Source organism: Neoroseomonas marina (genome assembly GCF_012927745.1).
In the GTDB taxonomy this organism is placed as follows: Bacteria; Pseudomonadota; Alphaproteobacteria; order Acetobacterales; family Acetobacteraceae; genus Neoroseomonas; species Neoroseomonas marina.
The window spans coordinates 84,669-97,143 of sequence record NZ_JABBKX010000010.1 but is presented as its reverse complement, the minus strand read 5'-3'; the positions used below and the strand labels follow the sequence as shown (position 1 = coordinate 97,143).

Here is a 12,475-nt window from a genome sequence, read left to right as displayed (position 1 = left end):
ACTGACGCCCGCCACATAGGGGATTGCGCGGCGGGGGGAAAGGATCAGGCCGGTGCCGGTCGCGGCGGTCCCGTTTCCGGGGCCGGCGGGCTCGCCTCACGCAGGGCGAAGATGATCTGTACCGCCCCCGCGAAGAGGCCCATGCCCACTCCGAGCTTCCAGGCCAGCACGTAATCCCCGTTCAGGTCGAACAGCAGCCCGCCGCCGAAGGCGCCGAGGAACGACCCGACCTGGTGGGACATGAAGGCGAGGCCCTGGATCAGCGCCTGGAAGCGCAGCCCGAACATCTCGATCACCATGCCGGACACCAGCGGCGCCACGCCGAGCCACAGGAATCCCATGATCGACGCGAAGACGAGGGTCGAGGCCTCGCTGGGCGCCCAGGCGAAATACAGACCCAGCACGAGCGAGCGCACCAGGTAGATGCCACCGAGCAGCGCGCCCTTGTTCCACCGCCCGCCCGCCCAGCCGAAGACCAGCGAGCCGAGCACGTTGAACCCGCCGATCAGCCCCAGCGCCTTGGCCGACAGCATCGGGTCCTGGCCGCAGAGCGCGAGGTAGGACGGCAGGTGCGTCGTCAGGAAGACCAGCTGAAGCCCGCAGACGAAATAGGCGCCGGCCATGACCAGGAAGGGCGGATGCGCCATGGCCCGCTTGAGCGCGAGGCCCATGCGCGGCGCCTCCTGCGGTGCGAGCGGCGGCACGGGCACCTTGTCCACGCGCCCGGCGATCCAGGCCGCCGGTATCATGGCGAGGCCGAGCAGCAGAAAGCCCCAGACCCCTGCCCGCCACCCCCAGCCGTCGGCCAGCACCTGCCCGACCGGCGCCGCGACCAGCGCGCCGACCGACCCGGCGGCGGAGACGATGCCGAGCGCGCTCGACCGCAGGGCCGCCGGCACGGGACGCGAGGCAACGGCGAGCGCCATGCCGCTGCCCGTGCAGGCGAGCGCGATGCCGATCAGCACCCCCGCGCCGACCAGGATCGCGAAGGCGCCCTGCGCCATCGCCATGACGCCGAGCCCGACCAGGTAGGACAGGACGCCCACGACGAGCACCGGGCGGAATCCCCAGCGCGCCGCCGCCGCCCCGGCGAAGGGCTGCAGGAAGCCCCAGGCGAGGTTCTGCACCGCGATCGCGAAGGTGAACTCCGCCACCGCCATGCCGATGTCGCGCGTCGCCGGCGCCATGAACAGGCCGAGGCTCTGACGCAGCCCCATCGCCAGGGACAGCATGACCGAGACCCCGACGAGCATCGGCAGGGCGGGGCGCAGGGCGTTCATGCGGCGCAGCGTGCGCCGCACAATCGTACCGCGTCGAGGACGAAGGCCATGCAGCAGGCGCGCAGGCCCATGCGCGGAGCCTAGGCCAGCGCCCGCACCGCCAGCCAGGCGCCGAGCAAACCCAGCGCGACCTGCACCACGCGCCGGAAGGCCGCTTCGTTCAGGCGCTGGCGCAGGCGACGCCCTGCCTCCATGCCTGCGAAGGCCGGTAGCAACCCCGCCAGCGACATCAGGCCCAGATGCGCCGGCAACAGGCCCGCCCCCGAAAGCCCGGCGGCCATCGCACCGTTCACCAGCACCACGCCGAGACCGAAGCCCTGCACGAACTGCTCCCGCGGCAGCCGGATCGCCTGCAGCCAGGGCGCGGCGGGCACGAGAAAGCTGCCCGTGAACCCCGCGATGGCGCCCGAGACCGCGCCCATCGGCGGGGCGAGCCAGCGTTCGGTGCGCGGCGAGGGCGCCGGCAGCTGCGGCGCCGCCAGCGCGAGCGCCGAGGACCCCACCAGCACGACGCCGAGCATGCCCGACAGCAGCACCGCATCGGTCCGCGCGAGGTGCCCCGCCGCGAGGTACGCCGCGCCCGCCGCCGTCAGCAGGAAGGCGCCGATCCTCGGTGCGACGGTCGCGAGCGTCCCGCCCGCCATGGCCTGCCAGACATTCGTCGCGAGCGAGGGCACCAGCATCAGCGCGATCGCCTCCGGCAGCGGCCGGAACAACGCGAGCAGCGCGATGCTCACCGTCGGCAGGCCGAAGCCCGCCACGCCCTTCACGGCGCCGGCGATCAGGAAGACGAGGAAGATGGGGATGAGGTCGGCCATGTGGTCATCCTGGCGCGGATGCGTTCCTCGTCGGTCAGGCCCGAACCGAAACGTGGCGCCAACCCGAGGATCGCGCCGAGCGGCAGCAGCCAGACGATCCGCGCCTGGTACCTCGCCGCCGGTCCGGACAGGGCACCCGTGACGAAGGCGTTGACCCCGACGGCCACCACCATGCCCGCCAGCACCCGCAGCCGCACCCGGTCCCCCCGCCAGGCTGCGAGCCCCAGCGCGACCAGCAGCAGCGGCAGGCTCAACACGAGCATCGGCAGATGGGCCGCGACGAAGGGGGCCGCCAGGTCCGGCAGCCGCCCCTGCATCTGCGCCGCCGCATCGAAGGCCGCCAGTTCGTCAGGCGGCAGGTCCTCGACCGCCCGGCGGGCCGAGGCCGACAAGTGAGTGCTGCCGAGCGTGTCGCCGACCTCGAACCGTTCGAGTTGCGCGAGCGTGTTGCGCGCCATCGCCACGACAACCTCGACCGGGTGGTCGAGAATGGTCGCCCCCACGATCGCCGAGGCCTCAGGCGCCATGCGCATCGCGCCCATGGCGATCGGCCGCCCGTCCGCCGCGCGGTTGAGCGGCGAGTCCGAATCCCAGAGAAAGCGGTCGCTGTCCATCGGCAGGCGCTGAAGCTGCGCGCACAGCGCCCAGCCGGCGCGGGGGCATTGTTCCCGCAAGGTCTGCGTGGCCGGGCCGTCGGCCTGCAGCCGGGCCAGCAGGAAGGCGGCCCCATGCGGCGACAGGGACGGCTTGCCGAAAGCCCAGGCATTCGCCGCCACCAGCACGACAACCGCGATCGCGACCGGCAGCGCAGCCCGCAACGGCGGCGCGAACCGCCGTGTCACGAAGGCCGCGAAGGCGACAAGCACCAACGCCGTCGGCAGGTGCGACAGATGCGTCGCGACGGCGAAGGCGCCGAGCAGCGTCAGCCAGGCAAGTTCGGGCCGCGTCAGCCTTTCCCGCGCGAAGGCGATCAGCAGCAGGCAGAGCGGCCCGACGGCGGCGAAGATGTCCGGCATCAGCGTCGCAGCGAACCACGCCGCCGACGTCAGCCCCGCCAGCGCGCCGCAGAGCAGGATGTGCCCGACCGCGGTGACATCTCCCCGCATCGCCCTTTGCGTCACCCACAGCAGGTGCGACAGGATCAGCACCTGTCCGGCCAGCGCCGGCCAGAGCGACCAGCCCCAGTGGAACAGGTGCAGGAAGGGCCCGTAGGCCGCCGTCTTGTCCCAGGGCCATTCGGGAAACAGCGTGTGGCCGAGGTAGGAGACGCTGTCGATGAAGACGAGCGGATAGCCGTTCAGCAGCGCCGGCCAGGCGAGAACCGCAGCGCCGGCGATGATCGCAAGCCAGGCGATCACCCTCGCCTCCGCAGCAGAAGCATGGTCGCCAGCACCGGCAGGAGCCAAGCGACCCGCGCCTGGTAGCGCGGGAAGACACCGGACAGCCCGCCGGTCGCGGTCGCATTGGCGACGACGCCGACGACCACTGCGGCCGCGAACCACACCCTGGTTCGCCCGCCCCGTTGCCAGAGCGCGAGGCAGATCAGCGGCAGGGCAGCCAGCAGCGCGGCGGCGTGCAGCGGCGCAAGCCAGGCGACGGCTTCGGGCAATGTTCCCCTCGCCTGGCGCGACGCATCGAAGGCCGCGACCTCTCGTGCGGGGAAGCCCTCGAGGATGCGCGGCCGCAACGCAGCGGCAAGGTGATCGTTGCCGAGCGTGTCGCCGATGCCCGCAGTCGCGACCTGCGTGACGGTGTTGCGCAGGATTGCCACCGCCACGGCGACAGGATGTTCACGCAGCGTGACCGCGACGATCTCCCCCGCCTCCGGCGACAGCAGCGCGCCCCCGAGGAAGCGTGCGCGCCCCTCCGCATCGCGGTTCACGGGACTGTCCGGCGCCCAGAGGAAATCGTTCGCATCCATCGGCAGACGATCGGCGAAGGCGCAGAGATACCACCCGGCCGCCGGGCACCGCGCGCGGATCACCTCCGACGCCGGGCCATCCGCCTGCAGCCGCGCGAGCAGGAAGGCCGCCCCATGCGGCGACAGCGCCGCCCGACCGTGCCCGACCCCGTTCGTGGCCAGCAGCACGACCACGGCCGCAACCAGCGGCACCGCCGCCGCGACGGCGCCGCGCCAGCGTCCGGCAAGGATCGCCATCCCCACCATCGCGAGCGCCACCGGCACATGCGACAAGTGCGACGCGATGCCGAGCGCTGCGAGCGCGGAGAACCACACCCGTTCCGCCCGCGACAGCGACGAAGCCGTGAAGGCCAGCAGCACTAGGGCGAGCACCACCACCGGCGCGAAGACGTCCGGCATCAGCATCGCCACCGTGAAGGGCGCGGTCGTCAGTGCCGCCGCGACCAGGCACACGCCCAGATGGCCCGCCCCGGTCGCGCCGCCGCACAGCACCCGCTGCGCCACCCACAGGATGTGCGAGACGATCAGCGCCTGCGCCGCCAGCGGCAGCCACAGCGTCACGCCCCAATGGAACAGGTGCAGGAACGGGCCGTAGACCCAGGGCTTGTCCCACAGCATCAGCGGGCCAATCGTCTGGTGCAGGAAGCCGCCGGTATCGCTGAAGACCAGCGGATAGCCGTTCAGCAGGGCAGGCCAGACGAGCAGCACCGCTCCGAGGAAGATCGAGGGGAAGGGAACTTCGCCCCGATCCCCCGAACCTTCTTTGGCAACTGGGGCGGTCGTGGTGCGGGGGAGGATCACCCTCCCCGGCCCTCACCAGCGGGCGGCGGCGGCGTCATCCTCGGCCCGCGCTTCGACCCAGCGCTCCGCACCGCCGGCAAACTCCTCGCGCTTCCAGAAGGGCGCCTTGGTCTTCAGCCAGTCGATCAGGAAGGCACAGGATTCCAGCGCCGCCGCGCGATGCGAGGACGCCGTCAGCACCAGCACGATCGGCTCCCCCGGCAGGATCCGACCCACCCGATGGATCACCGTGCAGCCGGTCAGCGGCCAGCGGCCCTCGGCCTCCTCCGCGATGCGCTCGATCGCACGCTCGGTCATGCCGGGATAATGCTCGAGCACCATGGCCTCGAGGCCGTCATCGCTGCGGCAGGCGCCGAGGAAGGAGGCGACGCCGCCGACATCGGTGCGCCCCGCCGTCAGCGCGGCGGTCTCGGCGCCCGCATCGAAGGGCGCCGCCTGCACAAGGACCTTCGCCATGTCACCCCCCGGTCACGGGTGGGAAGAACGCCACTTCGTCATTCGCCGCGACCGGATGGTCCGGCGTCGCGAAATCCTGGTTCACCGCGGCGCGCAGTTGCTTCGGATTGGCGAAGGCGGCCGCGTGGCCCGGCGATCGCGCCGCCAGCCATGCGACCAGGGTGGCGACATCGCGCACCTCGGCCGGCGGCGCGACGATCTCCTCGGCGATGCCGACCTTCTGCCGCACCCAGGCGAAATAGAGGACGCGCATGGCGGTTCAGCGCGGCGTCGGGATGGTCGTCACGCGCCCGCCGGGCTGGATGACCGTGGTGGTGCCGCCATCCTGGATGGCGACACCGCCCGCCGGGTTGCCAGGCTGGGTGATCGACTGGACGCGACCCGTGCCGCCGGTCACGACGGCGGGCGGCTGGCCCGGAATGTTCAGGACGCGACCCTCGACCCGTTCGGGCTCGGGTGGCGGCGGGGCGGCAGGCACCCGGGTCCGCGGCGGGGCACTCGGCGGCGGAACGGAGGCGACCGGCGGCGGCGTCGAACTGCCCCGCGTCCGCGGGGTGGCGTCGGCGCCGCCGGGTGGCGTGGTCTGCCGCTCCAGGTCCGGGCGCGGGACGGGATTGTAGTCGGGAACGCGCGTCATCGCCGCCTCGGGCGACCCTGGCCGCGAGGTTAGCAAGGCTCCGACCGTGAGGCGCAGTTGTTCGATGTCCTGACTCCGCACCGGCTCGAACGGGGCCTCCTCGCCGGCCACGCGGCGCACTGTCAGGCCATCGCCCGGGATCACCGGCGTGCTCGACATGTTCCAGGATGGCTGCCAATCCGGCCCACAGGCGGCCAGCAAGGGCGCCACCAGCAGCGCTACGGCCAGGCCGCCTGTCGTATTGCCTCGCATCGCTTCCAGCTCCGCCCTTTTCACGGGAAACATGACCCTGCTGCGCCGCACGCTCAAGGGCGCGCCACGGTTTCGCCCTGCGGCGCGGCGGCTGCATCCTGCGCTCCTGCATGGCGCAATCCGGCCTGAAGGTAGTCCCAACCCGTCGCCAGGGTCAGCGCCGCGGCAACCCAGAGCCCCACCTCGCCGGCCAGGGAAATCGGCAGGAATTCCAGGCCGATGACGGATGCGCCACTATCGCCGGCCAGCAGGGTCCCGAGTGCCCCCATCTGGAAACCGGTCTTCCATTTCGCGAGTCTGGTGACCGGAAGTCCGACCCGGAGCTCCGCGAGGTACTCGCGCAGGCCCGAGACCATGATCTCGCGCAGCATGATCACAATTGCAGGATAGAGCGCCAGATGGGACAGCCGGTCGAGGCCGACCAGCAGCATCAGTGCCGCGCCCACCAGCAGCTTGTCCGCGATCGGATCCAGCATCCGCCCGAAGGACGACGTGACCCCCCGGTCCCGCGCGATCTTGCCGTCGAAGTAGTCCGTGATGCCGGCTGCGGAAAAGACCAGGCAGGCCGCCAGATCGCCCCAGGGCTTGCCGAGCGCCGCGAAGATGACGAGCACCGGTATGGCCGCGATGCGGGAGATCGTCAGCAGGTTCGGCAGGTCGGTCGGCATGTATTCCGTTCTCTAGCAGAACCGCCCCCGCGCGGCGAGGCGGGTGCCCTCAGACATAGCGCAGGGCGAGGAAACCAAGGACGACCAGCACGGCGACGGTCGTGGTCACCAGCATCAGCCGCTTCTCGATGAAGTCGCGCACTGCCGGACCATAATGCCGGATGAGCGCGGCCAGCAGGAAGAAGCGCGCGGCGCGGGTGACCAGGCTGGTGGCCAGGAAGACCGCGAAGTCCAACTTCGCTGCCCCGGCGGCGATGGTGACGATCTTGTAGGGGATCGGGGTCAGCCCCTTGATGAGGATCACCGCGGCGCCCCAGCGCTGGAACCAGCCTTCGAACCGCGCCAGCGCATCGGCATGGCCGTAGGCAGTCAGGATCGGCTCGGCGATGGCCTCGAACAGGAAGTAGCCGATCGCATAGCCGAGGATGCCCCCGAGCACGGAGGTGACCGTGCAGATCGCCGCCAGCCGCCAAGCCTGGTCCGGACGGGCGAGCGCCATGGGCACCAGCATCGCATCGGGCGGGATGGGGAAGACGCTGCTTTCGGCGAAGCTCACGGCGCCGAGCCAGAACCGCGCGCGCGGGTGCTGCGCAAGGAGCATGACGCGGGCATAGAGGGCGTGCAGCACGGTGGCCGGCTCCCGAAAGCGCGGACCGGTGTTACCGCGGGCCGGGTCGCGCCGCTACCGTGGGCTACCCGCCCGTCGGATGGAAATGCTGGTAGACCTTCCGCGCCACGGCCGGACCGATGCCGGGCGTCTTCTCGATGTCCTCGAGCGCCGCGTTGCGGACGCCGCGCGCGGATCCGAAATGATTGAGCAGGCGGCGCTTCAGCGCCGTGCCCACGCCCGGGATGTCATCGAGTTCGGACTTCGTCAGCGCCTTCGACCGCCCCGCGCGATGGGCCGAGATGGCAAAGCGGTGCGCCTCGTCCCTCAGGCGCTGCAGGTAATAGAGCACCGGGTCCCGCGGCGGCAGCTGGATCGGATCGCGCCCGGCCATGTGGAACCATTCGCGGCCGGCGTCGCGGTCAGGGCCCTTCGCGACTGCGACCAGCGGCACGTCCTCGACCCCGAGTTCCGCCATCACCGCTTGCGCGGCCGAGAGCTGTCCCGCGCCACCGTCGATCAGCACCAGGTCGGGCCAGGACTCGGATTCGCGCCCCGGGTCCTCGCGCAGGGCGCGGCCGAAGCGGCGCTCGAAGACCTCCCGCATCATGGCGAAGTCGTCGTTGCCGGGCGCCGTCTTGATCGAGAACTTCCGGTAGGCCTGCTTCATGAAGCCGGAGGGTCCCGCCACCACCATGACGCCGTAGGGGTTGGCCCCCTGGATGTGGCTGTTGTCGTAGATCTCGATGCGTTCCGGCGGACCGGCCAGTCCGAACAGGTTCGCGACCCCGTCGAGAAGCTGCGCCTGCGCCGTACCTTCGGCCAGCCGGCGCTCCAGCGCCTCCCGCGCATTGGTGGCGGCGTGCTCGACGGCATCCTTCTTCTCCCCGCGCTGCGGACGATGCAGTTCGACCCTGCGGTTCGCCTTGAGCGACAGCGCCTCGGCGATCAGTCCGGCCTCCGGCGGTTCGTGCGACAGCAGGACGAGCGGGGGCGGCGGCAGATCGTCATAGAGCTGCGCGAGGAAGGCGCCCATCACCTCCTCCGGGGTCTGGTCCTGCTTCGCGGTGCTGAGGAAGTAAGGGCGGTTGCCGTTGTTGCGCCCGCCCCGGAAGAAGAAGACCTGCACGCAGGCCTGCCCCGCTGCCTGGTGCAACGCGACGACGTCGGCATCCCCGACGCCGTCGAGGTTCACCCGGTCCTTGCCCTGCACATGCGTCAGGCCGCGGATGCGGTCGCGCAGCGCCGCCGCACGCTCGAATTCCAGGTTCTCCGCGGCGTGCTCCATCTCCGCCGCCAGCCGCTTCTGGATCGAGGGCGTGCCACCGGAGAGGAATTCCTTCGCCTCCCGCACCAGCGCCGCGTAGTCCTCGTGCGAGATGCGTTCGACGCAGGGTGCCGAGCATCTCTTGATCTGGAACAGGAGACAGGGCCGCGTGCGGCTGTCGAACACGGTGTCGCGGCACGACCGCAGCAGGAACACCCGCTGCAGGGCCGTGATGGTCTGGTTCACCGCCCAGGCCGAGGCGAAGGGCCCGTAATAGGACGCGCCCTTGCGTCGTTCCCCGCGATGCTTGGCGATCTGCGGATAGGGATGATCGTCCGTGATGACGAGCCACGGATAGGATTTGTCGTCGCGCAGGACGATGTTGAAGCGCGGCCGCAGCCGCTTGATGAGGTTGGCTTCGAGCAGCAGCGCCTCGGCCTCGCTCGCGGTCGTCACGACCTCGAGGCTGCGCGTCTCGAACACCATGCGCCGCAGGCGCTCCGAGAGCCGCGACACCTGCGTGTAGGCCGTGACGCGCCGGCGCAGCGACCGGGCCTTGCCGACGTAAAGCGCATCGCCCTTCGCATCGAGCATCCGGTAGACGCCGGGCGTCAGAGGCAACCGCGGCAACGCGGCCTCGATGACCGCCACGCCGTCCGAGACCGACGGTTCATCCGGTGCGGTCATGCGACTGCTCTGTTACTGTGCAGGGCGGTCAGGTTGTCCACCAAACCTGTGGAAAACCCTGTGGGCAAAGTCCAGGTCGTCCGTCGGCGTCCCAGGTGAAAGCCTGGATTCAAAGAATTGCGACAAATGCGCACCGTGTGGCCACGCCCGTCCAAGTCATTGTTTTGGAAGCCAATTTGTCCAAGATACAGGTCGGGGAATAGGTCAAGAGGCATTTTCTGCTTGACCCGACCGGCCGGAGGTCCCGCCCAGGACGATCAGTGGACAAAATCCGGCCCGCCCCTGTTTCAAAATCGCGTCCTTTCAACGACAACGCCGACACTTGTTACATCAGCGAGTACGTCGGGCTTCTCGACCGATACGCGCGCGACGAGCACGCGGTCGTCATTCAACAGCGCAACCGCGATGCGTTCGGCGAGGGTCTCGGCGAGGCGGACATGCCCAGCCGCGGCGATTCGGCGCGCCGTCGCCGCGACGGCGCCGTAGTCGACGACTCGCGACAACTCATCCGGCCCCTCGCTCGACGGCGCATGCGGATCGCGCACCGCGAGATCGACGCCGATCACGACGCGTTGCGGTTGAGCATGCTCGTGCGCATGAACGCCAAGAAGCGCCTGCACGGTCAGGCCACGCACAAAAACGTGCCGCAGGCCGCGCGCGGCATCGGGGCCCATGCTCATTCCTCCGGTCCGACGCCGAGGCTCGGAGCCCATTGCATGTGTTGTCCGCCGTCGAGGGCGATCATCTGTCCCGTCATCGACGGGAGCGCGAGAATGGCGATCAAGGCGCGCGACACCTCGTCGGGGGAGGTGCCGTGGCGCAACGGCACGGAATGCGCCTGGCGCGCGAATTGTTCCGCCGTCTGGCGCGGGCTCGGCAGCGCCGGTCCCGGCCCGATCGCATTGACCCGGATGCGGGGCGCCAGCGCGAGCGCCATGGTCTGGGTCAGCGTCCAAAGCCCCGCCTTGGAGACGGTGTAGGACACGAAATGCGGCGTCAGCGACCACACGCGCTGATCAAGCATGTTGACCACGACGCCGTGCCGACCCCGCGGCAATGCCTGCGCGAAGGCCTGGGTCAGGACGAAGGGGGCGCGCAGGTTGGGCTCGATGTGATGATCCCAGGATTCGCGTGTCGCGTCGTCCCACTCGTCGCGCTCGAAGGTCGAGGCATTGTTGACCAGCACGCCGAGCGACCCCAGCGCCGCCTCGGCCTCAGGCAGCAGGCGCGCCACATCGGCCTCGCGCTCCAAAGCGCCCTGCACCGTCACGGCACGGCGCCCGCGGGCGCGGATCGCGGCCGCGACGTCCTCGGCCTCGGTGGCGCTGGTGGCATAGTGGATCGCCAGGTCGAAGCCGGCATCGGCCAACGCCAGCGCCATGGCCCGGCCGAGGCGCTTGGCCCCGCCGGTCACCAGCGCCGCGCGCGGAATGGTGTCGGGGATCGGAAAGGACATCGGCGGGGATGTAGCGCGCCGAGGCCCCTTCGTCATCGGGCGGCCGGAGCAACCGGGCCCGTCAGGCCGCGGCCGCCTTGCGGACCTCCTCGCGGATCTCGCCCATCAGCCAGGCCTTGAGGGCGGCGAAGTCCGGCGTCGTCTTCATCGTCCAGTCGCGCGGGTGCGGCAGGGGCACCGTCACCTCGGCCTTGATGCGGCCAGGCCTCGCGGACATGACGACGACGCGGTTGGCCAGGAAGATCGCCTCATCGATGTCATGCGTGACGAACAGCACGGTCTTGCGGTCGGCTTCCCATATCTCGAGCAGCAATTCCTGCATCAGCTCGCGTGTCTGGTGATCGAGCGCGCCGAAAGGCTCGTCGAGCAGCAGGATCTCGGGATCGTTCGCCAGGGCGCGGGCGAGCGCGCAGCGCTGCTGCATGCCGCCCGAGAGTTGCCGCGGCCAATGATTCTCGAAGCCCTTGAGGCCTGTGCGGGCGATAAACTTCTCAGCAATGGCGTGCTGCTCGGCCTCGGGCAGGCCGCGTTCCTGCAGGCCGAAGCGGATGTTCTGCGCGACAGTCAGCCAGGGAAACAGGGTGTAGGACTGGAACACCATCCCGCGGTCGGGACCTGGCCCGGCGACGGTCATGCCATCCAGCGTGACGCTGCCGGCGGTCGGCGTGTCGAGCCCGGCGACGATGCGCAGCAGCGTGGACTTGCCGCAGCCCGAAGGCCCGAGGATGGCCACGAACTCGCCCGGCGCGACGGTGAGGTCGGTCGGCTGCAAGGCGAGCGTCGGCTTCGCGCGCCCTTGCCCGGCGAAGGTGCGCGTCACGCCGGCGATGCGGAGGGTCTTGCCGCTCATCTCACAGCACCGCCCAGGGGAACAGTCGCCGGTTCAGCGCCTTGAACAGGAAATCCGTCACCAGCCCGATCAGCCCGATCACCACGATGCCGAAGATCATCTGGCCGGTGTCGAGCAGCCTCTGGCTGTCCATGATCATGTGCCCGATGCCCGAGGTCGCGCCGATCAGCTCCGCCACGATGACGTAGGTCCAGGCCCAGCCGAGCACGAGGCGCAGCGTCTCCATCACCTGCGGCGCGGAGGACGGGATGATCACGCGCCGCACGATGCCGCCGGACCGCGCGCCGAGCGTGTAGGCCGCCTCGACCAGGTCCATCCGGGTCGCGCCGGCGATCACCGCCACCATGATGACGATCTGGAAAAACGACCCGATGAAGATGACCGAGAGCTTCTGCGCCTCTCCCACGCCCGCCCAGAGGATCAGCAGCGGGATGAAGGCCGAGGCCGGCAGGTAGCGCGCGAAGGAGACGAAGGGCTCGAAGAAGGCCTCGACCGGCTTGAACGCGCCCATCAATAGGCCGAGCGGCACGCCGATCGCGGCCGCGATCAGGAAGCCGCCGACGACGCGGAATACCGTGATCGCGATGTCGCCCGCGAAGCCGAATTCGGTCAGCAGCGACCAGCCGGCGAGCAACGTCTTCCCCGGGCTCGCCAGGAAGAGCGGCGGCACCCAGCCGGAATAGGTCGCCACCGCCCAGAGCGCGACGAACATCACGAAGAAGCCGGCGCCCAGGACCACCCGCGCGCCGGCCGAGACAGGAACGAGAGGCTTCAT

The 12,475-nt window shown here is 70.3% G+C and carries 14 protein-coding genes; all 14 read right to left on the bottom strand.

What is annotated here, in order from left to right; translation table 11 throughout:
• Positions 1–44: 44 nt before the first annotated feature.
• Positions 45–1,280: an MFS transporter gene (locus tag GWK16_RS21760; RefSeq protein ID WP_170056081.1), complete on the bottom strand. Its 1,236-nt coding sequence runs from the start codon at positions 1,278–1,280 to the stop codon at positions 45–47.
• 80 nt (positions 1,281–1,360) lie between these two features.
• Positions 1,361–2,098: a sulfite exporter TauE/SafE family protein gene (locus tag GWK16_RS21755; protein WP_170056080.1), complete on the bottom strand. Its 738-nt coding sequence runs from the start codon at positions 2,096–2,098 to the stop codon at positions 1,361–1,363.
• The gene (locus GWK16_RS21750) at positions 2,062–3,456 is read right to left on the bottom strand and encodes a hypothetical protein (RefSeq protein WP_170056079.1); all 1,395 of its coding nucleotides are present in this window, start codon (positions 3,454–3,456) and stop codon (positions 2,062–2,064) included. The genes GWK16_RS21755 and GWK16_RS21750 overlap by 37 nt, the downstream gene beginning before the upstream one ends.
• Complete coding sequence (locus GWK16_RS21745; protein ID WP_338144537.1) at positions 3,453–4,727, bottom strand: hypothetical protein; 1,275 nt, start codon at positions 4,725–4,727, stop codon at positions 3,453–3,455. The genes GWK16_RS21750 and GWK16_RS21745 overlap by 4 nt, the downstream gene beginning before the upstream one ends.
• Before the next feature lie 105 nt (positions 4,728–4,832).
• Positions 4,833–5,276: a molybdenum cofactor biosynthesis protein MoaE gene (locus GWK16_RS21740; RefSeq protein WP_170056078.1), complete on the bottom strand. Its 444-nt coding sequence runs from the start codon at positions 5,274–5,276 to the stop codon at positions 4,833–4,835.
• Between the two features lies 1 nt (position 5,277).
• Complete coding sequence (gene moaD, locus GWK16_RS21735) at positions 5,278–5,529, bottom strand: molybdopterin converting factor subunit 1 (RefSeq protein WP_170056077.1); 252 nt, start codon at positions 5,527–5,529, stop codon at positions 5,278–5,280.
• 6 nt (positions 5,530–5,535) lie between these two features.
• On the bottom strand, positions 5,536–6,165 hold the full coding sequence (locus GWK16_RS21730; protein WP_170056076.1) for a hypothetical protein: 630 nt from the start codon (positions 6,163–6,165) through the stop codon (positions 5,536–5,538).
• A gap of 53 nt (positions 6,166–6,218) precedes the next feature.
• Positions 6,219–6,833: a CDP-diacylglycerol--glycerol-3-phosphate 3-phosphatidyltransferase gene (gene pgsA, locus GWK16_RS21725; protein ID WP_170056075.1), complete on the bottom strand. Its 615-nt coding sequence runs from the start codon at positions 6,831–6,833 to the stop codon at positions 6,219–6,221.
• A 49-nt stretch (positions 6,834–6,882) separates the two neighbouring features.
• Positions 6,883–7,461, bottom strand: coding sequence for a YqaA family protein (locus tag GWK16_RS21720; protein ID WP_338144536.1), 579 nt, complete (start codon positions 7,459–7,461; stop codon positions 6,883–6,885).
• A gap of 64 nt (positions 7,462–7,525) precedes the next feature.
• Entirely contained in the window at positions 7,526–9,394 is a 1,869-nt protein-coding gene (uvrC, locus tag GWK16_RS21715; protein ID WP_170056074.1) for an excinuclease ABC subunit UvrC, read from the bottom strand.
• A gap of 287 nt (positions 9,395–9,681) precedes the next feature.
• Positions 9,682–10,068, bottom strand: a complete 387-nt coding sequence (locus GWK16_RS21710) for a dihydroneopterin aldolase (protein WP_248291546.1) — start codon at positions 10,066–10,068, stop codon at positions 9,682–9,684.
• Positions 10,069–10,070: 2 nt separating this feature from the next.
• Positions 10,071–10,850 (bottom strand): SDR family oxidoreductase, encoded by a 780-nt coding sequence (locus GWK16_RS21705; RefSeq protein ID WP_170056072.1) that lies wholly within the window; start codon positions 10,848–10,850, stop codon positions 10,071–10,073.
• A 61-nt stretch (positions 10,851–10,911) separates the two neighbouring features.
• Positions 10,912–11,700 carry an ABC transporter ATP-binding protein gene (locus GWK16_RS21700; protein ID WP_170056071.1) on the bottom strand — a complete coding sequence of 263 codons (789 nt, stop codon included), beginning with the start codon at positions 11,698–11,700 and terminating at the stop codon, positions 10,912–10,914.
• A 1-nt stretch (position 11,701) separates the two neighbouring features.
• The gene (locus GWK16_RS21695; RefSeq protein WP_170056070.1) at positions 11,702–12,475 is read right to left on the bottom strand and encodes an ABC transporter permease; all 774 of its coding nucleotides are present in this window, start codon (positions 12,473–12,475) and stop codon (positions 11,702–11,704) included.